Origin of the sequence: Massilia sp. CCM 8734 (assembly GCF_011682155.1) — a bacterium.
GTDB classification, from domain to species: Bacteria; Pseudomonadota; Gammaproteobacteria; order Burkholderiales; family Burkholderiaceae_D; genus Telluria_A; species Telluria_A rubra.
On record NZ_WHJI01000002.1, the window covers coordinates 110125 to 131442 of the forward strand.

Below are 21318 nucleotides of genomic sequence, written 5' to 3' on the forward strand. Positions count from 1 at the left end.
GCGTTTCGTCTGCCTTCCAGTATATTCACTAACTGGTAGCTAAACGAGACAAAAAATACATTCATCTGTGCGTTTTTGTCACAGACGAAAGGAGTAACACGTGGGGCAGTTCCGTCAGATATCCACTTTCGTCGAGGTTGTCGCGCGCGGCAGCCTGTCGGCGGCGGCGCGCGCCGAAGGCATCGCGCCGGCCATGATCGGGCGCCGCCTCGACGCGCTCGAAGCGCGCCTCGGCGTCAAGCTCCTGCAGCGCACCACGCGCAAGCTCGCCCTCACCGACGAAGGCGCGGCCTTCCTGGAAGACTGCCAGCGCATCCTGGGCGAGCTCGAAGAAGCCGAATCGGCGGTGGCCGAACGCAGCGCGCGCGCCAGCGGCCACCTGCTGGTGTCGGCGCCGGCCGGTTTCGGGCGCCAGCATGTCGCGCCCCTGCTCCCGTCTTTTTTGGCCGAGCACCAGGATGTGACGGTCAACCTGAACCTGAACGACCGGGTGGTCGATGTGATCGGCGAAGGCGTGGATGTGGCGATCCGCATCGCCAGCCTGTCCGATTCGAGCCTGGTCGGCGTCAAGCTGGCCGACAACCAGCGCGTGCTGGTGGCCTCGCCCGCCTACCTGAAACGCCATGGCGTGCCCGACACCCTGGCCGACCTGGCGCGCCACAACTGCCTGGCGATCAGCAGCGAAGGCAGCCAGCGTGGCTGGACCTTCCGCGACAACGGCAAGCTGGTGACCTTGAAAGTGGCGGGCAACATGGTGTGCAACGACGGCGAAGTGCTGCACGATTGGGCGCTGGCCGGCAAAGGCCTGGCGTGGCGCTCAATGTGGGAAGTGGGAACCGAGATCGAAGCGGGCAAACTGTGTACCGTGCTCGATGCATTTGCCGCGCCGGGCAACGACATCCACGCGGTGTTCGCGCAGCGCCGCCACCTGCCGCTGCGCATCCGCGCCTTCGTCGACTTCCTGCGCCGCACCTACGCACAGGCCGATTACTGGCGCGCGCGCAGCGGAACCTAAAAACGCCATCGGCCCGCGCGAGGCGGGCCGACGAAAAGAACGACAAAAAAAATCCCCGGAAACCGAGGATTTTTTGTCGTTGACTCAGCGATTAGATTGGCTGAATGTTCGAAGCTTGCTTGCCTTTAGGGCCAGCGGTTACTTCGAAAGAGACGCGCTGGTTCTCTTGCAAAGATTTGAAGCCGTTCGACTGAATCGCCGAGAAGTGAGCGAACAGATCTTCGCCGCCTTCATCAGGAGTGATAAAGCCAAAACCCTTCGAATCATTGAACCATTTTACGATGCCAGTTGCCATTACAATTTCCTATTTCAGTTAAGTTGGGCTTACGCCCGTTTTAGATCGTTTGACGAAGCAAGAAAGAAATGACAGACAGACTGCACAACTACCTCGAATCACAACGATCCCGCATTATACCGAATAAAACACAAAAAACACGTTCTCTGCAAAATAAACTTCCCGCATGCTGTAAAAATTCAGAATATCAACTTTTACAGCGCCCGGTTTGCAGCGGCAGTCCGATAAATATAGAACATCGAGACCGCCGAAGTTTGCGCTAGATCAAACGATACGCCCACTTGACCTTGCATGCGCGCACAATTGGCAAAAAAGAACGAGCTATGTGGTTTTCTTGCGGTTTTCAGTCAGGCGAGCCGGGATAAGCGGCCGCCTTGGGGTCCAGCCGTGCCCACGCGATGTACTCGTCGAGGGCGTGCAGCCAGTCATTCCAGTCCTTCGCCGCGATCAGCTCGAACGCCATCAGCACCCGCAGGCGCTGTTCCAGCTGGCGCGCCTGCGCCCCGAACACGCGAAAGCCGAAGGTCGCCGCCGAGCCGGCGATGGTATGCAAGCTCTGATGGAGCTCCTTGACCAGGGCCGCGTCGGCGGCCGCCGGGTCGAACTGCGCGCGCAGCTCTTCCAGGCGCACCAGGGTGGCCGGCACGCTGGCCGCGAACTTCTCGTTCAAGGCGTGCAGGCGCGCGAAAAACTCCGGGTCGATCAGCGTGGCCATCGCGCCGCTTACTTGGTGCCGAAGATGCGGTCGCCCGCGTCGCCCAGGCCCGGCACGATGTAGGCGTGCTCGTTCAGGTGCGAATCGAGCGAGGCCACGTACAGCTTGACGTTCGGATGCGCGTCCTGCACCACCTGCACGCCTTCGGGCGCGGCCACCAGGGCCAGGAAAATGATCTGTTCGTCGGTCACGCCGCGCTTTTTGAGCACGTCGATGGCGTGCACCGCCGAGTTACCGGTGGCGACCATCGGATCGCACAGGATGAAGATGCGGTCGGTGGTATCGGGCAGGCGCACCAGGTACTCGACCGGCTTGTGGGTTTCCGGGTCGCGGAACACGCCGACGTGGCCCACGCGCGCCGACGGCACCAGTTCCAGCAGGCCGTCGCTCATGCCGATACCGGCGCGCAGGATCGGCACGATGGCCAGTTTTTTGCCGGCGATGACGGGGGCGTCGATGGTCACCAGCGGGGTTTCGATCTGGCGCGTGGTGAGCGGCAGGTCGCGCGTGATTTCGTAACCCATCAGCAGCGTGATTTCCTTGAGCAGCTCGCGGAACGTGCGCGTGGACGTGTCGCGTTCGCGCATGTGGCTCAGCTTATGCTGGATCAGCGGGTGATCGAGGATGAACAGGTTGGGGAAGCGCGGATCTTGTTTCATGGAGTTCGATTCAATCATTGTTGTCAGGGGCCTCGAAAAACCGTAGCGAGCGGCGTCATTTTCGCTCGAGAAGCGCAGCCGTACGAAGGTACGGTGAGCATCGCAAAGCGAAAATGACGCCGCGCAGTAGGTTTGTCGAGGTCCCCGGTTGTGGCTTGTGCCCGTATTATCCCGCAAACCGAGCGCTTGTCCGCATTTTGCGCCAATTTAGTCAGTACAGACGCCAGTTCAAGCGCCAGGCGGCAGCGCGCGCGCCAGGATCGCCGCGCAATCGACACCGGCCGGCAGGCGGCCGAACGCCCCGCCCACACCCGCCGCCACGCGCGAGGCGATGAAGGCGGCGCTGACAAACGCCGGCGCATGGCGCAGCAGCAGCGCCGCCTGCACCGCGATCACGATCCGTTCGGCCAGCCGGCGCGCGCCGTATTCGTCGCCCTGCTGCCCTTCCAGCTCGGCCAGCAGCCCTTCGCTGAACGCGTTAAACGCCGGATTGGCGGCGCCGGCCAGCGCCAGCTCGCCCGCCAGCGCCGCGCACGCCGCCGGCGTCTTGCCGAAGGCGCGCAGCAGGTCCAGGCACATCACATTGCCGGAACCTTCCCAGATCGAATTGACCGGGGCCTCACGGTACAGGCGCGCCAGCGGACCGTCTTCCACGTAGCCGTTGCCACCCATGACTTCCATCGCCTCGGCCCCGAACGCCGGGCCGCGCTTGCACAGCCAGTATTTGCCGGCCGGCGTGAGGATGCGGCCAAGCAGCGCCTGGGCCGGGTCGGCGCCCTGGTCGAAGCAGCGCGCCAGGCGCAGCGCAAACACGGTGGCCGCTTCCGATTCCAGCGCCAGGTCGGCCAGCACGTTTTGCATCAGCGGCTGTTCGGCCAGGGCGCGCCCGAAAGCGGCGCGTTCGCGCGCGTGGTGCAGCGCGTGCGTGAGCGCCGCGCGCATGATGGCGGCGCTACCGAGCACGCAATCGAGCCGGGTATGCCCGCCCATCTCCAGGATAGTGGGAATGCCGCGTCCGACTTTGCCCACCAGCCAGCCGACGGCGTCGCAAAACTCCACTTCGGACGAGGCGTTCGAACGGTTGCCCAGTTTATCCTTGAGCCGCTGCACGCGGATCGCATTGCGGCTGCCGTCGGGCAGGTAGCGCGGCACGAAGAAGCACGACAGGCCGGCGCTGCCTTCATCGTCGGTCTGGGCCAGGATCAGGTGCGCATCGGACTGCGGCGCCGAGAAGAACCATTTGTGGCCGACGATGCGCCAGGCGTCCACGCCCTCCTCGCCAAAGCGCGCCTGCGCCTGGCCGGTCTCGATCGCCGTCGCCCGCGTGGTATTGGCCCGCACGTCGGTGCCGCCCTGCTTTTCGGTCATGCCCATGCCGATCAGCGCACCGGTCTTCTGTTCGATCGGCAGCGAGCGCGGATCGTAGTGGCGCGACAAGATCTTGGGCAGCCACTTGGCCCCGATCGCGCCGGCCTGGCGCAGCGCCGGCACCGAGGCGTAGGTCATCGTGACCGGGCATTGCGCGCCGTTTTCCACCTGCCCGAACAGCAGGTACTGGGCCGCGCGCGCCACCTGTGCGCCACCCTTGCCCGATTCCCACGGCGAGGCATGCACGCCGGCGCCGATCATCAAGGCCATCAACTGGTGCCAGGATGGATGGAATTCGACTTCGTCGACGCGCCGTCCATTGCGGTCGAAATTATGCAAAACGGGTTTGTTTACATTAGCCAGGCGCGCCAGGTCGAGCACCTCGGCCCGGCCGAGCGTTGCGCCGAGCGCCAGCAAGCCATCGACCGCCCACGGCGCGCCCTCGCGCACCACCGCCTCGCGCAGTGCCGGATCGACAGCGAACAGGTTGGTATTGCCGAATTGACTGGCTTGATTGAAAATCGTATGCGTATCGAATGGGTTCATGGTGTGAATCGTCTCAAACTCCGAAAAATATTGCACAAAAGCAGCGTTTCCAAGGCCGGCCGGCCCCCGAAACGGCCCTGGTGAGCGACAATAGCGCACCGGCGGGGAAGACCCGACAGGCTTCCAGAGCCTAGCCCAAAGCCGAAAACGGAGCAAGAGTTGCTTTCCCGCCCGTCCGGCACGCGGTTTTTTGCGTTCGGTCAAGCAACATCCAATGACCCACCGCACCGGCTGTTTTTGATGCATTCTGGAATCTTTCCATGCCACGGTGAATGCCGATTTGCTAAACTAGTGTCCCGAGTTAGAAATTCGTTGATGATTAAATGTGGTGAAATCGTAACGAGACAAGGAACAAAGCGCAGACAGGCCGAGGCCTGGCGAGCATTTGTGACGCAGTATCGGTGCGATTGTCGCCATAGTTATTCAACGAATTTCTAACGCGGGACACTAGCAGCCTGTCGGACTTGGAGAGTCGAAGCGAAAAAATAGCTGGGCGAGGCCAGATTTTGACGATTTCGCAGTGCCAATAGCGAGCTATTGGCCGAGAAAGCGGCGAAATATGGGCCGTCCCAGGTATTTTTGCAGCCGACGATCCCAAGTCCGACAGGCTGCTAGGACGCCTGGCAGCCAGCGGCAAGCCACAATACGAAGGTAACGACTTTTACAATGCGCACCAGTGCCCCATCAGTGCCCCACGGCGACACCCTCACCGAGCTCGACCAGTTCATGGAAGCGGCCGGCGATATCGTGTTCCGCCTCGATGCGGCCGGCCGGATCAAGGCCGCCAGCAAGCGCACCGGCGCCCTGTTCGCCTTCGAGGCCGGCGCCCCGCTCGCCACGCTGGTCGCCGACGCCGACCAGGCCAGCCTGGGCGCGGCATTGCTCGACGCCGCCGGCGCCCCGGCGCGCATCGAAATACGCCTCAAGGCCCCGCACAAGGAACTCTGGTTCGACCTGCGCCTGTGCCGTTTGCAGCAAAGCGGCGACACGGTTCTGCTGGCGGTCGGGCGCGACATTTCGGCCCAGCGCGAAACCGAAGAACGGCTGCGCCACCTGGCCACCCACGACAGCCTGACCGAACTGCCCAACCGCCTGCTGCTGTCGGACCGGATCCGCATGGTGATCGCCCACGCGCGCCGCTCGGGGCAGAATTTTTCGGTGGCCACCATCGGCCTCGATGGCTTCAAGAAGGTCAACGACGGCCTCGGCCACCCGGTCGGCGACGCCGTACTGCGCATCGCCGCAGCGCGCCTGCGCAAGACCCTGCGCGACAGCGACACCCTGGCGCGCATCGGCGGCGACGAATTCGTCGCGGTCCTGCCGGGCACCTGCAGCGAAGCCCAGATCAAGCTGGTCACCGGGCGCCTGCTGGCGGCCCTGCAGGCCCCGTTCGAAGTCGACAAGCACACCATCTACATCGGCGCCTCGATCGGCCTGGCCCTGTTTCCCGAGCACGCCGAGGATGAAGTCCAGCTGGTCGCGCTGGCCGACGCCGCCATGTCGCGCGCCAAGGAAAGCGGCAAGGCGCGCTGCCTGGTCTACAGCCCGCGCACCAGCGTCCCGCCGGAACACGATATCTCGCTCGAAGCGGCCATGTTCCTGGCGGTGCGCGAAGGCGAATTTCTACTCTATTACCAGCCGATCGTGGACGCCGCCACGCGCCGCATCCAGGGTTTCGAGACCCTGATGCGCTGGAAGCATCCCACCCTCGGCATGGTGCCGCCGGTGCGCTTCATTCCCATCGCCGAGACCAATGGCCTGATCAACCTGCTCGGGGCCTGGGCCCTGAAAGCGGCCTGCGTCCAGCTCAGGCACTTCGAAGAAGTGGCCAAGCGACCGTTGTACATCTCGGTCAATATCAGCCCGCGCCAGTTTCGCAACGATAAATTCCTCGAGGTGCTGGACCACGCGCTGGCCTTTTCCGGCCTGCCCGGCAGCCAGCTGGTACTCGAAATCACCGAAGGAACCCTGATGATCGATCCCGTGCACGCAGAATCCATCCTCCTCAAGATGGCCGAGCGACAGGCGCGCATCGCCATCGACGATTTCGGCACCGGTTACTCCTCGCTGGCGTACCTGAAGCGCTTCCCGATCTCGGTGCTGAAAATCGACCGCGCCTTCATCAAGGACCTGCCCGATTCGCCCAAGGATGGCGCGATCTGCAACGCGGTGCTCGACCTGGCCAAGCACCTTGGCCTGTCGGTGGTGGCCGAAGGGGTGGAAACCGAAGCGCAGCTCGATTACCTCGACCAGCGCGGCTGCCAGTACATCCAGGGTTACCTGACCGGTAAGCCGATGCCGGCCCACGCGGCCATGGCCGCCCTCAAGGAAGACTTGTACGCGTCCCTGATGCCGATCGAACCGCACGCGGGGCTACGATGATCGCCAATTCCCTGCTCCAGGCGGCCCCGCCCTCCCCGGCCAGCGCCGACGCCACCCTGGCCCAGTTGTGGGAACGGGTGCGCCGGCGCGGTGACATGCCCGGCTTCGCCAAGGCCATCAGCGCCATCCTCGGCGCCATGCGCGGCGAGGACGAGCACCAGTTCAGCATGACGCAAACGGTGCTGTCGGACCCGGTCCTGACGCAAAAGGTCCTGCGCCTGGCCAACAGCGGCATGTATTCGGCGTTCGGCCAGCGCATCAACACGGTGACCAAGGCGGTGCTGGTGCTCGGCACGGAGGCCATCGGCCACCTGGCGCTGGGCCTGAAGCTGATCGAGGAACTGACGCGCGCCTCGCCCGATTCGGCCGTTGCCCACGTGGAGATGGAAAAAGCGGTGCTGGCCGGAATGGTGGCGCAACAGGTGGCCGCCAGCGCCAAAGGGCGCGACGCCGAGGAAGCCGTGGTGTGCTCGATGCTGCACACGCTGGGGCGCATGATGATTACCTTCTACATGCCCGAACGCTGGACCGCGCTGCAGGCGGTCGGCGGCAGCGGTGGCGAAGACGCCGCCGCGCCGCCGCTGCTCGGCCTGTCGATGGAAGCCATCGGGCGCGCCACCGCCGAGCACTGGGGCCTGCCGAAGAACCTGATCGCCGGCATGCGCAGGGTCGAACCGGCCCCGCGCGGCGAGGTGTTCACCCACGAAGACTGGCTGGCCGCGGTATCGACCATGTCGTCGCAGTGCGCCAGCTCCCTGTGGAACGACGACGAAGCCGGGGCCGCCCAGGTGCGCGTGCTGGCCAGCAGTTTTTCATCGATGCTCGGGGTCGAGCCGGACCATATTTTGACGGCCATCGAAAAAGCCAAGGAAACCGCCGTCACCGACCTGTCGATCGCGCCGCTGGCCAAGCCGGCCGAAAAGCGCGCCGCCGACATCGCCACGCGCCGCATGCGCGCCGAAGGCAACAAGGTGCTGCTCTCGGGCGTAGCCGACATGCGCGACGTCGTCGCCACGGCAACTCCGGGCCAGATGATGTCGATGGCGCTGGAAACCGTGTTCCAGGGACTGACCTTCTCGCGCGCCGTGGCCTTTCTGCGCAACCGGCGCGAGAACAAGTACATCGCCAAGATCGGCCTGGGCGACGGCGCCAAGGAACTGATCGGCGCCCTGAGCTTCGACGACGCCTACAGCGCCAACGTGTTCCACGCCTCGCTGGGCAGCGACCGCGTGATTTTTGTCGAAAACGCGCAGGACGCCAAGTTCGCGGCCAAGCTGCCGCAGTGGTGGAAGGATTCGCTGTCGAACGCGCGCAGCTTCGTGATCCTGCCGCTCTCGTCCAACGGCCAGCCGGTCGGTTTCATTTATGGCGACTGGGACGACAGCTTCCCGGCGATTCACCTGAGCCAGACCGAATTCGCGTTGCTCAACGACCTGCGCTCGCTGATCGTCAAGACCGTGGTGCGGCGCCAGCAAGTGGAACTGATGGCCGCCGCCAAGCCGCGCTAATCATTCCTGGCGCTGCCAGCGGAACGACAGCGCCGCGCTCCCCGCCGCCGCGAGCGCGAGCGCCCCGGCCAGGTAAAACACCGCCTGCGGGCCGATCCGGTCCCAGCACAGCGACATCGCCAGTCCGCCGCAAGTGCCGCCGATGCCGTAGGCAAGGCTCATGTACAGCGCCTGCCCGCGCGCCTGCAAGGGGCCGGCGAACCAGCGCTGCATGACCATCACCGAGCTCGAAAGATGCGCCGCGAACGTGGCCGCGTGCAGCAACTGGGCCAGCGCCAGCACCGCCAGCAGTTGGCCGGCGGCGCCGATGACCGGAAAGCGCACGGCGGCCAGCGCGAAGGCGCACATCATCACCCGCTGCGCGCCGAAGCGGCGCAGCAACGGCGCCTGGAAATAGAAGAACGCCACCTCGGCCACCACGCCGAGCGCCCACATCATGCCGATCACCGGCTTGCTGTAGCCGGCCTGCTCCAGGTACAGCGAGTAAAAGGCGTTGAGCGACATGTGCACGCCCGCCATCAGCGCGGCCGAAACGAAAAACGCGATCACCTCGCGCCGCCGCAGCACGCTCCACAAGCCCGGCGCGCCCGCGCCATGCGCCACCAAAGGCGCCTGGCGAATGAACAAACCCGCCGCGACCACGCACGCCAGCAGGAACAGCGCGATCCACGGCAAGGCGTTCACGCCCAGCGACTCGAGCAGCCAGCCGGCGGCCAGCACCGCCACGATGAAGCCGACCGAACCCCACATGCGCACGCGCCCATAGTTGCTGGCGTCGCCGCGCAGGGCCGCCAGCAGCAGCGCTTCGCCAAGGGGCGCCTGGGCGCTCGAAAACAGGTTGAAGGCGACCATCACGGCGATGAACTGGAAGTACGATTCGGCGAAAAAGATGCCGCAAAAGGCGAGCAGCGCGCCGCCCGTGGTCAGGCGCAGCACGCGCACGCGCTGGCCGGTATGGTCGGCCAGCCACCCCCACAGGTTCGGGCCGATGATGCGCATCACCTGGATCAGCGACATCAGCACCCCGATTTGCGGGGCGCTCATGCCGCGCGCGGCGAAGAACAGGGTTGCGTAAATGGCAAACGCGCCGACCTGCGCGTAGTACGCGAACAGGAACAGCGCGAACGGCGCGAGAGCGGGAGCGGGAGCGGACTGCGGAGCGTCCGGCCCCGCAGCTGTTTTATGCAATTTTCGGCGTGTCGACCCGCACATCGCCGCATTGGGCGCGGTGCATCAGGGCGTGGTCGATCAGCACCAGCGCCAGCATGGCCTCGGCGATCGGCGTGGCGCGAATGCCCACGCACGGATCGTGGCGCCCGAACGTTTCGACCATCACCGACGCTCCGGCCTTGTCGATCGAACGGCGCGGCGTGCGGATCGAGGACGTCGGCTTGATGGCGATCGACACCGTGATGTCCTGGCCGGTCGAAATCCCGCCCAGCACCCCGCCGGCGTTGTTGCCGACAAAGCCATCCGGCGTCAGTTCGTCGCCATGTTCGGAGCCGCGCTGCGCCACCGAACGGAAACCGGCGCCGATCTCCACGCCCTTGACGGCGTTAATGCCCATCATGGCGTAGGCGATGTCGGCATCGAGCTTGTCGTAGATCGGCTGGCCCAGGCCCACCGGCACGTTTTTGGCCACCACGTCGATGCGCGCGCCGATCGAGTCGCCGTCGCGCCGCAGTTCGTCCATGGCCGCTTCCATCCGCGCGATCAGGGCGGCGTCGCCGCTGGCGGCAAAAAACGGGTTGTCCGGCACGTGCTCCCACCCCTCGAACGGCACGGCAATGTCACCCAACTGGCTCATGCAGCCCATGAAGACGGTGCCGTACTGCTCGTGCAGCCACTTCTTGGCCACCGCCGCCGCGCCGACCACCGGGGCGGTGAGGCGCGCCGAGGAACGCCCGCCGCCGCGCGGATCGCGCACGCCGTACTTGTGCCAGTAGGTATAGTCGGCGTGGCCGGGACGGAAGCTCTCGACAATGTTGCCGTAATCCTTGCTGCGCTGGTCCTGGTTGCGGATGATCAGCATGATCGGCGTGCCGGTGGTCTTGCCCTCGTAGACGCCGGACAGGATCTCGACAGTGTCGGCTTCCTGGCGCTGGGTGACGTGGCGCGAGGTGCCCGGTTTGCGGCGGTCGAGGTCGGGCTGGATGTCGGCTTCCGACAACACCAGGCCCGGCGGGCAGCCGTCGATCACACAGCCGATGGCCGGGCCATGCGACTCGCCAAACGTTGTAACGGTAAACAGCTTGCCAAAAGAATTGCCGGACATGATAGGGAAGTGAGTGGCGGAAAAGCCAATTCTACCAGCCCGCGCGCTTTTGCTGGCGCCGACGGCCAGGACCGCTCCGACGGCGCCCCCCGCACTTCTGAACATCTTGCCAACTATCTTGATCTGTTGTGCAATTTCTTTTTCTCGCTGCCAATAGATACAGTAAGCCAAATTCGTGGCATGCTATGGAAAAGCAGTGGCATTGCGCTGCAATCGGTGTCGGCCGGTCGGCACCAAGCTGCGTTGATTGTTACAATCGGACGTATATTGGCGACGCCTCATTACCGGAAAACGCCTGGAGAAGCGACACATGCCCCCATCGAGCACGCCCTTGGACGACCTTGAGGACGACCACGACGACCTGGTATTTTTGGAGGAACACCCCGGTGCGCCTGTCAGCGTTGGAACGGGCGGCGTCTGGCGCGTGATGATCATCGACGACGACGAAGACGTGCACTCGACCACCACCTTCGCGCTCGGCAACCTGGACATGCAACAGCGCCCGCTCGAATTCGTGCACGCCTATTCGGCCGGCCAGGCGCGCGAAATGCTCAAGTACGAACACGACATCGCCGTCATTCTGCTCGACGTGGTGATGGAACAGGACGACGCCGGCCTGCACCTGGTGCGCTACATCCGCGAAACGCTCAAGCTGGCCGACGTGCGCATCATCCTGCGCACCGGGCAGCCCGGCTACGCGCCCGAGATCGACGCCATCCGCGATTTCGACATCAACGATTACAAGACCAAGTCCGAACTGACCCGCATCAAGCTGTTTACGACGGTGACGGCGGCGATCCGCTCGTACGAGCAAATCCGCGCGATCAGCGCCAACCGGCACGGCCTCGATCGGGTGGTGCGCGCCAGCACCGAGCTGATGGCGCTGCACGGCGTGCAAAACTTCGCCGCCGGCGTGCTGGCGCAGATCGCCGACATTCTCGGGGTCGAGCCGAACGGGGTGCTGTGCGTGCAGGAGTGCCCAGACGCGCGCTGCCGCGAGTTGCACATCATGGCCACGGCCGGCGTTTACCGCCGCCTCGGCAGCGGCAACCTGACCGCCTCGGAAGACGCCGCCGTCGCCGCGGCGATGGAGCGCACCCTGGCGCAGCGCCGCAACATCTACGAGCCGGGTGCGGTGACCCTGTTCTTCGCCGGCAAATCGAGCCGCGATTTCGTCGCCTTCCTGGCGCCGGGACGCACCTTGGGCGAACTCGACCAGCGCCTGCTGGAAGTCTTTTGCAGCAATGTGGCCGTGGGACTGGACAACGTGGAGCTGGTCAGCCACCTGCACAACGCCGCCTTTTACGACCAGCTCTCCAAGCTGCCCAACCGCACGCGCCTGGTCGAAATCCTCGACACCACCCTGGCCGGGCCGGGGCGCGACGACGCCACCCTGTCGCTGGTGGACCTGGACCACTTCGCCGAAACCAACGACGCCCTCGGCCACCAGTTCGGCGACCTGCTGCTGGTGGCCGTGGCCAGCCGCCTGCAACAGCGCCTCGGCCAGCAGTTGACGGTGGCGCGCATCGGCGGCGATATTTTTTCGGTGCTGGGCGACGCCGCCGCCGTCAATCCGGTGCGCATCCTGGCGCTGTTCGAAACGCCCTTCTCGATCGACGGCCAGGATGTGCAGCTGTCGGCCACCCTGGGCCTGGTGCGCCTGTCGGAACACGACGGCAGCGGCGCCGACGCGCTCAAGGACGCCGACATCGCGCTCAAGCGCGCCAAGAGCCAGCAGCGCGCCGGCCACTTCTATTTTTCGCGCAGCATGGGCGTGGAAATCCGCGAGCGCGTGCGCATGATGCACGCGCTGCGCACCGGCTTTGCCAAGGGCGAACTGTTCGTGGTGTACCAGCCGCAAATGGACCTGACGGCGCGCCGCCCGGTCGGCGCCGAAGCCCTGCTGCGCTGGCAGACCGTCGACGGCACCTATATTTCGCCGGACCGCTTCATCCCGATCGCCGAATATTCGGGCCTGATCATCGATATCGGCGAATGGGTGCTGCGCAGCGCCTGCCACGAGCTGGTGCGCCTGCGCGATGCCGGGCACCGCCAGTTCACCATGTCGATCAATGTCTCGCAGGTGCAGTTCCGCCACCCGTATTTTCTCGACATGCTGCGCTCGGCGCTGGAAGAAACCGGCGCCCCGCCCGAATTCATCGAACTCGAAATCACCGAGTCGATGGCGATGGAAGAACCGGACTTGCTGATCAAGATGCTGGCCCAGATCAAGCACACCGGCGTGTCGATCGCGATCGACGATTTCGGCACGGGGTTCTCGTCGCTGTCGTATTTGCAGCGGCTGCAGGTCGACCGGCTCAAGATCGACCGCGCCTTCGTGACCGAAATCACGCACTCGGCGCGCGGCAGCAGCATTGCCGAAATGGTCATCCAGCTCGGGCGCAACCTGGGCCTGTCGGTGATCGCCGAAGGGGTCGAGGATGAACGCCAGGCCGCCATCCTGCAGTCGCTCGGCTGCCCGCTGGCGCAAGGCTTCCTGTTCGCGCGCCCGATGGCCACGGCGGCGCTGTACGAGTGGCTCAACGATGAAGGCAGCATCGGCGCGCCCTGATTCCCGTGGCCGGCGCCGGCCATACGGCCCTGAAATAGCCTATCAGCACGCAACCGTTGCACGTCGGCAACATCAGCCCCTGCCGTCGCCGTAAACGCCGCATGCGCGCCCCGTGCGCGCCCGCGTTCACGTAATATCGTATCCATGCTTTTCAATGGACGGGCGCCAACTTGAATGAATGCATGAGTACGATTATTTCGCGGCGCTTCCCCACCCTGGCGCGGCGCGCATTGCGCGTGCGCGCGCTGCTGCTGCTGGCGGGCCTGGCGGCGCTGGTGGTAGCGCGCCCGGCGGCGGCGCTCGACCCCGACAAGGCATTCCGCCATTTCGTGCGCACCAGCTGGTCGATCCAGAGCGGCCTGCCGCAGGTGAGCGTGCAAGCGATCACCCAGGACCAGCAAGGCTACATCTGGATCGCCACCCAGGCCGGCCTGGCGCGCTTCGACGGCGTACGTTTCACCAATTATTCGCCTGAAAACCAGCCGGCCATGGCCGGCGTGTGGATCCGCAGCCTGCTGGCCGACAGCGCCGGGCGCGTCTGGGTCGGCACCTACAAGGGATTGACCGTCGTCGAGAACGGCGTGTTCCGCGCCATTGCGCCGGCCGACCCGCTGCAGTTTCCCGTGCTCGACATCCACGCCATGGTCGAGGACCAGGGCCGGCTGGTGGTGGCCACCAGCAGCGGCGTGTTCGACTACGACGGCGGCAAGCTGGTGCATCGTCCGGGCAGCCCGGCCCCGGCCACCGCCCTGCTGAAAAGCGCCGACGGCGTGTATATCGGCGGCGCCGGCGGGATTTTCCACAGCCGCGGCAAGGAGACCGAACTGATTCCCCTGCCGGCCGGGATGCGCCAGGGCGTGGTCACCCGGCTGGCGGAAGCGCAAGGAAAAATCTGGATCGGCACCAGCGTCGGCTTGTTTACGCGCGAAGGCGCGGACCTGGTCGCGGCCACCGGCGAGCCGCTCCTGCAAAGCTCGCCCACGACCATGCTGTACCACGATAGCGACCGCAACCTGTGGGTGGCCAGCAACGCCGGCATGGGGCGCATCCGCAATGGCAAGGCCACCGAAATCATCCCCGAAAAGAACCCGGCCGCAGTCAAGGGCGTGCTGGCGGCGTTCGAAGACCGCGAGCGCAACCTGTGGCTGGGCAGCCAGTGGCAGGGCCTGGTGCGCCTGTGGAACGGCTCGACCCGGCGCCTGGCGGCGGCCGAAGGGCTGACCGAACCGATCGTCTGGTCGCTGGCGCGCGCGCCGGACGGGCGCACCTGGGTCGGCACCAGCGATGGCCTGAGCGTGTACAGCGACGGGCGCTTCCGCCAGGTGCTCAGCGGCAGCCAGTTGCCCCATCCGCACGCCTACAACCTGCTGGCCGACGCCGACCGGGTCTGGATCGGCACGCGTCGCGGGCTGGTGCTGTGGCAGGGCGGCAAACTGGAAGCGCCGGCCATGTTCGCGCCGATGGCGAGCGCGCAGATCAACGGCATCGTACGCGACCGCAACGGCGTGATCTGGTTCCCGACCAGCGAGGGCGTGTTCCGCCTGGTCGGCGGCGCGCTCACCAGGTTCGGCAAGAACGAGGGTTTGCACGACGTGCGCGCGCGCCAGGTGCGCGAACTCAAAGACGGGCGCCTGCTGGTGAGCACCCAGGACGGGCTGTACGAACTGCGCGGCGAGCGCATGGAACAGATTGGCCTCGACAGCGGCCTGCAACCGGGCATGGACATCACCGCCATCACCGAACTGCGCGACGGCTCGCTGGTATTGGGCTCGCTGACCGAGGAGCTGTACCTGTTCAACGGGCGCCGCTGGCACAAATTCGCCGCCGCCGAAGGCTTGCCGCCGAACGCGCCGTTCTTCCTGACCGAAGACGCGGCCGGCTACCTCTGGTCGGCCGGGCTGCGCGGCATCCTGCGGGTGCCGGTGGCCGACATGCGCCAGGTGCAGAACGGCCAGTCGCGCACCGTCAATGCCGAGATGATCCTCAACGAACGCGGCGACCGGCGCAGCGGCGAACAGGGTTACTGCTGCAACGGCGCCGGCACCTCCAAGGGCTTCATGGACCCGGCCGGCACACTGTGGCTGCCCAGCCGCGACGGCGTGGTCACGCTCGACACCATGGGCCTGACCAAGAACATGACCGCGCCGACGGCCGTGATCGAGCGGGTGCGCGTGCTCGACACCTGGCGCGACATCGGCCAGGGCCAGGCCGGCAGCATGCGCGTGCGCGAAGACGCGCGCGACATGGCCTTCGAATTTACCGCCCTCAGTTTCCAGGACCCGGCCAGCGTGGTGCTGCGCTACCGCCTGCACGGCTACGACAAGGACTGGCGCGAACTGGCGGCCGGGGCGCCGCGCTCGGTCAACTACACCAACCTGCCGGCCGGCTCGTACACCTTCGAAGTCAAGGCCAGCAACAATGCCGACGTCTGGAACAAACTGCCGGCGCGGCTCGACTTCACCATCGCCCCGCACTTTTACGAAACGAGCTGGTTCTACGGCCTGCTGCTGGCCCTGTTGTGCGGCACCGTGTACGGCGGCTACCGCTTGCAGCGCCGCGCGCACGAAAAGCAGCGCGCCGCACTCGAACTGCAAGTGGCCGAGCGCACCGAGCAGCTGCATGTGGCCAACCGCGCGCTGGAGCTGGCCAGCCAGACCGACCCGCTGACCGGTTTGCACAACCGGCGCTACCTGAGCAACCAGATTCCGGCCGACCTGGCGTTTTACGAACGCGAGAACAAGCGCACCGGCTCGAGCGACAACACGCTGCTGTTTGCGCTGGTCGACATCGACCACTTCAAGCGCATCAACGACACCTACGGCCACCGCGCGGGCGACCGCGTGCTGCAGCAGGTGTCCGACGTGCTGCGCGCCCAGGTGCGGGTGGGCGACTACATCGTGCGCTGGGGCGGAGAAGAATTCTTGCTGGTGTGCCGGCCCAGCACGCGCCAGTTCGTGCCGGTGCTGGGAGAACGCATCCGGCGCGCGGTGGCCAACCAGGTGTTCGACCTGGGCGACGGCATCACCGTCGCGCTGACCTGCTCGGTGGGGCTGGCCGAAAGCGGCTTGTACCTCGACGATTCCGAGCGCGTGAGCTGGGAGCACCTGGTCGAACTGGCCGATGCTGCGCTGTACTGGATCAAGGCCAATGGCCGCAACGGCTGGAGCGCGCTGCGGCCCAAAGCAGGCGGCGACAACGCCGAACTGATCGCAAAACTGCACCTGGGCGCGCAGGCGATGATCGATACCGGGCGCGCGACCCTGATCAGTTCAAGCGACCAGTTGACGCCAGCGCATGCGGCGCTGGCGTTGTCGAACGACCCGGCCTGAGTCTCGCCCGAGGAGCGCCAGGGCCTCAGAATGCCAGCGTTTCGCCATCGGCCGGAACGCGCACGCGATTGCCGATACCATGTTGCTTGAGGTGGTCCTTGAGTTCCTTGCGGCTCAGGGTCGTATGGTTGATTGCATCCATATGCGTGGCGATGATCGTCGCGTTCGGCATTGCCTGGTAGGCGTGGAGCACATCGTCCTTGCCCATGATGATCGATCCGGTGTAGCCGACCACGCGCGCGTCGCCGGCGTTGAGGATGATGACATCGGGTTTGAATTTCTCCAGCGTCTGGTCAACCTCGGAACGCCATACGGTGTCGCCGACGACGTAGACGGTTTTCGCACCTGGGGCGCGAAAGACAATGCCCATCGACTCGCCCAGCGCCTCGGCCAGCGGCTTCGTGGCGAACATGGCATCGGTGCCGTGCTGGCCGCCGGCCTTGGTCAACTGCACGCCTTCGAACACGGTGTTTTCCCCGAGGATCCGGACGTTGGTGAAGCCCTGTCCGCGAACCAGCGTCGCATCGGCTTCATGCTGCACGAACAGCGGAATCGCTTTTGGAATGAACTGGTGAGCCCCGCCGTCCCAATGGTCAAGGTGAGTATGGGTGACCATCACCGCGTCAACGCCCTTCATGACGTCTTTCGCCGACATCGGCAGTTCGACCATGGGATTGCGCAACTGGCTGTTGAACGTTCCCGGAAAGCCCGGATAGGCGCCCTTCTTTGCCAGGAATGGATCGATCAGGAAGGTCTTGCCCGCATAGCTGATCCGGGCCGTCGCGTTACGGATTTGCTGGATCTGCACCGTTGGCGCGGTCGTCGCCGCAGCGTCAGGGGCCGCTGCGTGGGCGCCGACGCCGACCGTGCCAAGGGCCAGGGTGAGGGCGATAACCAGGGTTTTTACTCGTTGCATTTTGCTACTCCATTGATTTGTGTTCGGTAGCAGTATTGTGGGCGCATCGCCTTCCGTATAAAATTGACCCGCAAGCCATTTAACGACACGATTGGGCCATATGCCACTTTTCCGCTCCTCATGACCACAAAAACGCCCGTCGTCGCCCTGATCGTCTATCCCAACTTCAGCCCGTTCCACTTCGCGGTGCCGTACCTGATCTTCAACGCACAGTTGCCCGAAGGACGGCTGTTCGACTTGAAGATCGTGTCCTCGGGCGCCCGGCCCCTGACGGCGGAACGTGCCTTGACCATGCATCCCGATGGCGGACTCGAACTCGTTGAAACGGCCGACATCGTGGTGGTGCCGGGCTGGGACGACTTGAACATGCCTCCCGAGGCGGATCTGGTGGCGGCGATGGCGCGCGCCCATGCCAGGGGCGCCCACGTCGTCGGGCTGTGCTATGGCGCGTATGCGCTCGCCTATGCAGGCCTGCTCGACGGCAAAAGCGCCTCGACGCACTGGATGGCCGAAAAGGATTTCAGCGCCCGGTTTCCGCGCGTGCGGCTCGACATGAATGCGCTGTATGTCGAGGAGGATAAGCTGATCACCTCGGCGGGTACTGGCGCCGGGCTCGATTGTTGCCTGTACATCGTGCGCGAATATTACGGGTCCAAAATCGCCAACAAGGTCGCGCGCACCATGGTCATCCCGCCGCACCGCGAAGGTGGACAAGCGCAGTTCATCGAACAACCGATGGCCGTTTCGACGCAGGACGCCCAGGTCAATCGTCTTCTCGACTATTTGCGCGAACATCTCGCCATCGCGCACAATATCGATGAACTGGCGGCGCGAACGTCGATGAGCCGGCGCACGTTCACCCGTCACTTCATCAAGGCGACCGGCATGACGCTGGTCGACTGGCTGGTGAACGAGCGCTTGCAGCGCGCGCGCGACCTGCTGGAAACGACATCGCTGTCAGTCGAGAAAATTGCCGATCTTGCGGGGTTCCAGACGCCGATTTCGTTGCGGCAGCACTTCAAAAAACGGTTTCAAGTCAGCCCGAGGGACTGGCGCAGGACGTTTGGACAGAACATGGCAACCGCAGCGGACTGAGGATGTCAGATTCGGGCTGGACCGGCACGTATTTATCCGCGTTCAAACGCCATGCTAAAATTTGTAACAGCATCGGCATGGCGCCGATATCACGTTCGCAACCGGGAGACAGATCGTGGCAAGTGTGGAGCATGCATTCGGAGAAGCTCGGCGTGCTGTTGAAGCGCTTCATCCCGACTTATCGAAGCGATTGAGCGAGCCGGCAAGCGCAGCGCAAATCGATTCATTTGAGCAGGAAACTGGCATTCGGCTTCCCGATCCAGTTCACCAGCTGTATCGCCAAGCGGATGGTTGCAGCCAAGGCGACGCAATTTTTGGTGGTTGGGAATGGATATCGCTCGCGTTCGTCGGCGACCATTCGACAGAACTACAGATTTCCCTCGAATCGGACCGCCCCGGCGAAGCCGAAGCAATGACGCTCGTTCCCTTGTTCTGCTCCAACGGCGACTATCTCTGCGTTCGCCACAACGAAGATTCCGGCAAGCTTTATTATGTCCCGCACGACTCTCCGACGGCCGAGCCTGTCGCCGAGACGCTTGTAGAGTTCCTGGAGCAATTCGTAGCGCGTATCGCTGCCGGCGCATTAGTCCTTGAGCAATTCACCACGCCCCGTGGCATCTATTTTTCGGTGAGGCCACCGAACCGGGAGTACTGGCCACCCGACTTCGAGCAGCACGGTTCAGGGCACTAACAAAAAGCACCATCCGGCCGCCCTGGCGCAATCTCAATACCCGCCGGCGCTGTCGTTGGCAACCGCCAGCCACGCCGAGGCGAGCACCTCGAACCGTGGGTCGCCCGCCGCTACGGCCAGTTCCGCGACAGCGGTACGGGCGTCGGCAATCGACCATCCGCGCGCATTGATGGTGAGCCAGGCCAGTCCGAACGCCCCCTGGGCAAGGTAGCTGCGGCACAGCGCCAGCCGGGACTGCGCCCGCGTGGAGAGCCACGGCGGACACCCCGCGTCCCCAAGCCAGCCAGCAAGGACATCGGCATCGAGCTCGAACTGGCTGGTACGCGCCAGCGCGTGCGCGCCGGGTGGCTGGGTAGACAATGGAAAGCTTCCGCCGTACGAAACGGGGTCGGAACAGCACGCCAACGGCGCATCGACCGCGAACTGGTCGAGCCGGACCAGACCTGGCGCATCGTCGCCGGTGTCGAGCGACACCGCGTCGATCTGGTCAAGGTTGCCGATGCCGACCGCCGTGGCGAACGCCGCCACTTGCGGCGTCACCGCGTCACTTTCCACAATCGCCCTGATGGCCACCAGCGCGAACAGCTGGGCGGGCGTGCGGGCAAGCTCCAGCGCGGTGGGCCACTCGACATACATCCTCACATACGTCGGTTCACGCTCGATGAACCAGTGCTTCCAATAGCCATGGTACGACGGGCCTGACGGCTCGCTCCAGAGCGGGATGAGCGCGGGCGGGAAGCCATACCAGTACGCCGGCGCCTCGGCGCCAGCGACAGGCAGTGCGATGGCGCCAAGGGCGCAGGCGCGCAGTGCATCGGGCACGGCGAGCAGATCGTAGACGCGCGCGTAGGCGTTCATGGGGAGCGGTCACGGACCGGGACAGGCCGGCACTGCTCTACCACGTGAATGACAGCGGCATGTCGTCTTCGCCCGGAAGATCGGCCGTGTTCCCCGTTTCCGCGTCGAAGACCCGGTACGTCGTCATGCCGCTTCGGTACAGCAGATGGCGCTCGTCAAACCAGCCAATGATGTTGAGCGTGTAGCCTTCGCATTGGGAATAGCCGCCCACAGCGACCGGCCTGATCGCGCCGGCTTTGTCTGCAACAAGCAGCTGATACGGACGGCTATCCTGTCGCTGGTCGAAGTAGGCGTGCCACTGCCTGCCCGGCGACCAGCCCGATTCGTGCGCGATGTCAGATCGCGGCACGCCTTCATCGGCGGCGGGTATGGTCTTGTTACCACGCTTGAACGTATAACGATGTTCCTGCGCATCGTACTGGCCCGACAGCATGCTGCTCCTCGTACTCGCGGGATGATAGCCAACATAGCTGAAACGGGCATCAGGCAACAACCCGCGCGCCAGCAATAGCAGCGTGCCGTCGCGCGACCAGCTGGTCGATGGCCATGCCTGCCGCCCGGATATTCCTGGTGGCAGTTTGACGGGTAACAAGCGCGACGTTTGGGTATCAAACAGGAACAGGCCATCGCCGCTGGCGCCGCCCCAGCGGCTGTCGTAAGCGGCGCCAATGGCGAGGTAGCGGCTGTCCGGCGAAAATGCGGGAATGCCACCACCCCATGCAGGGTGTTCATACACCAGCTGTTCTGAATGACGACGCCGGTCGTAGAGCCAGTACTGCGTCTTGTTACCCGTTTTGAGCACGCCGCTATAACTGAGCCATCTGCCGTCGGCTGAGGCGCGCAAGGAGGGCATCGATTCGAAACCGTGGTCGGACAGAATGGTCGTCTTGCCGCCATCGAGGTCGACTTTGAGTAAGCGGCCCGACACAGCCACCCCATACAGCGCCGTCTTGATGCTCATCGCCGGCAATGCCACGTTGCCGGCCGCCCCGGCATCATGCTTGCCACAAGGTGTGTCCGGGCTTGCCGCCGACGCCGTCGCGGCGCCGGCCACATTGGCTGCGACGATCAGGCATGCATAGCGATGCCACATC

General features: G+C 64.8%; 16 protein-coding genes. 7 read left to right on the forward strand and 9 right to left on the reverse strand.

The window, feature by feature from the left end; translation table 11 throughout:
- Positions 1–100 precede the first annotated feature (100 nt).
- Positions 101–1015 (forward strand): LysR family transcriptional regulator, encoded by a 915-nt coding sequence (locus F2P46_RS02685; protein WP_166884983.1) that lies wholly within the window; start codon positions 101–103, stop codon positions 1013–1015.
- 91 nt (positions 1016–1106) lie between these two features.
- Here the strand turns inward: F2P46_RS02685 and F2P46_RS02690 are convergent, their stop codons facing one another.
- From F2P46_RS02690 to F2P46_RS02705, 4 genes are all read right to left on the reverse strand, one after another.
- Positions 1107–1310, reverse strand: coding sequence for a cold-shock protein (locus tag F2P46_RS02690; RefSeq protein WP_010398811.1), 204 nt, complete (start codon positions 1308–1310; stop codon positions 1107–1109).
- Positions 1311–1653: 343 nt separating this feature from the next.
- Positions 1654–2025, reverse strand: coding sequence for an Hpt domain-containing protein (locus tag F2P46_RS02695; protein ID WP_166884985.1), 372 nt, complete (start codon positions 2023–2025; stop codon positions 1654–1656).
- 8 nt (positions 2026–2033) lie between these two features.
- Positions 2034–2684: a uracil phosphoribosyltransferase gene (gene upp / locus F2P46_RS02700; RefSeq protein ID WP_166884987.1), complete on the reverse strand. Its 651-nt coding sequence runs from the start codon at positions 2682–2684 to the stop codon at positions 2034–2036.
- Between the two features lie 228 nt (positions 2685–2912).
- The gene (locus F2P46_RS02705) at positions 2913–4598 is read right to left on the reverse strand and encodes an isovaleryl-CoA dehydrogenase (protein WP_166884989.1); all 1686 of its coding nucleotides are present in this window, start codon (positions 4596–4598) and stop codon (positions 2913–2915) included.
- Between the two features lie 666 nt (positions 4599–5264).
- Between F2P46_RS02705 and F2P46_RS02710 the strand changes: the two genes are divergently transcribed.
- Together F2P46_RS02710 and F2P46_RS02715 are read left to right on the forward strand one after the other, a co-directional pair.
- On the forward strand, positions 5265–6980 hold the full coding sequence (locus tag F2P46_RS02710; RefSeq protein ID WP_229508979.1) for a GGDEF domain-containing phosphodiesterase: 1716 nt from the start codon (positions 5265–5267) through the stop codon (positions 6978–6980).
- The gene (locus tag F2P46_RS02715; protein ID WP_229508980.1) at positions 6977–8488 is read left to right on the forward strand and encodes an HDOD domain-containing protein; all 1512 of its coding nucleotides are present in this window, start codon (positions 6977–6979) and stop codon (positions 8486–8488) included. Before F2P46_RS02710 ends, F2P46_RS02715 begins: the two co-directional genes overlap by 4 nt.
- On the opposite strand, the gene F2P46_RS02720 is transcribed toward F2P46_RS02715, so the two are convergent.
- Together F2P46_RS02720 and aroC are read right to left on the reverse strand one after the other, a co-directional pair.
- The gene (locus F2P46_RS02720) at positions 8489–9676 is read right to left on the reverse strand and encodes an MFS transporter (protein WP_229508982.1); all 1188 of its coding nucleotides are present in this window, start codon (positions 9674–9676) and stop codon (positions 8489–8491) included.
- Positions 9669–10763 carry a chorismate synthase gene (gene aroC, locus F2P46_RS02725; protein WP_166884993.1) on the reverse strand — a complete coding sequence of 365 codons (1095 nt, stop codon included), beginning with the start codon at positions 10761–10763 and terminating at the stop codon, positions 9669–9671. Before aroC ends, F2P46_RS02720 begins: the two co-directional genes overlap by 8 nt.
- A gap of 310 nt (positions 10764–11073) precedes the next feature.
- On the opposite strand from aroC, the gene F2P46_RS02730 reads away from it, so the two are divergent.
- Together F2P46_RS02730 and F2P46_RS02735 are read left to right on the forward strand one after the other, a co-directional pair.
- On the forward strand, positions 11074–13335 hold the full coding sequence (locus F2P46_RS02730) for an EAL domain-containing protein (protein ID WP_166884995.1): 2262 nt from the start codon (positions 11074–11076) through the stop codon (positions 13333–13335).
- A gap of 182 nt (positions 13336–13517) precedes the next feature.
- Positions 13518–16664, forward strand: a complete 3147-nt coding sequence (locus F2P46_RS02735; protein ID WP_166884996.1) for a ligand-binding sensor domain-containing diguanylate cyclase — start codon at positions 13518–13520, stop codon at positions 16662–16664.
- Between the two features lie 25 nt (positions 16665–16689).
- Here the strand turns inward: F2P46_RS02735 and F2P46_RS02740 are convergent, their stop codons facing one another.
- Positions 16690–17580 (reverse strand): MBL fold metallo-hydrolase, encoded by an 891-nt coding sequence (locus F2P46_RS02740; protein ID WP_166884998.1) that lies wholly within the window; start codon positions 17578–17580, stop codon positions 16690–16692.
- Between the two features lie 120 nt (positions 17581–17700).
- On the opposite strand from F2P46_RS02740, the gene F2P46_RS02745 reads away from it, so the two are divergent.
- On the forward strand, positions 17701–18675 hold the full coding sequence (locus tag F2P46_RS02745) for a GlxA family transcriptional regulator (RefSeq protein ID WP_166885000.1): 975 nt from the start codon (positions 17701–17703) through the stop codon (positions 18673–18675).
- 115 nt (positions 18676–18790) lie between these two features.
- Positions 18791–19366 carry an SMI1/KNR4 family protein gene (locus F2P46_RS02750; RefSeq protein ID WP_166885001.1) on the forward strand — a complete coding sequence of 192 codons (576 nt, stop codon included), beginning with the start codon at positions 18791–18793 and terminating at the stop codon, positions 19364–19366.
- A gap of 33 nt (positions 19367–19399) precedes the next feature.
- Here F2P46_RS02750 and F2P46_RS02755 read toward each other — a convergent pair whose 3' ends face one another.
- Positions 19400–20188, reverse strand: a complete 789-nt coding sequence (locus F2P46_RS02755; protein WP_166885003.1) for a hypothetical protein — start codon at positions 20186–20188, stop codon at positions 19400–19402.
- 73 nt (positions 20189–20261) lie between these two features.
- Positions 20262–21317: a WD40 repeat domain-containing protein gene (locus tag F2P46_RS02760; protein WP_166885005.1), complete on the reverse strand. Its 1056-nt coding sequence runs from the start codon at positions 21315–21317 to the stop codon at positions 20262–20264.
- Between the last annotated feature and the right edge of the window lies 1 nt (position 21318).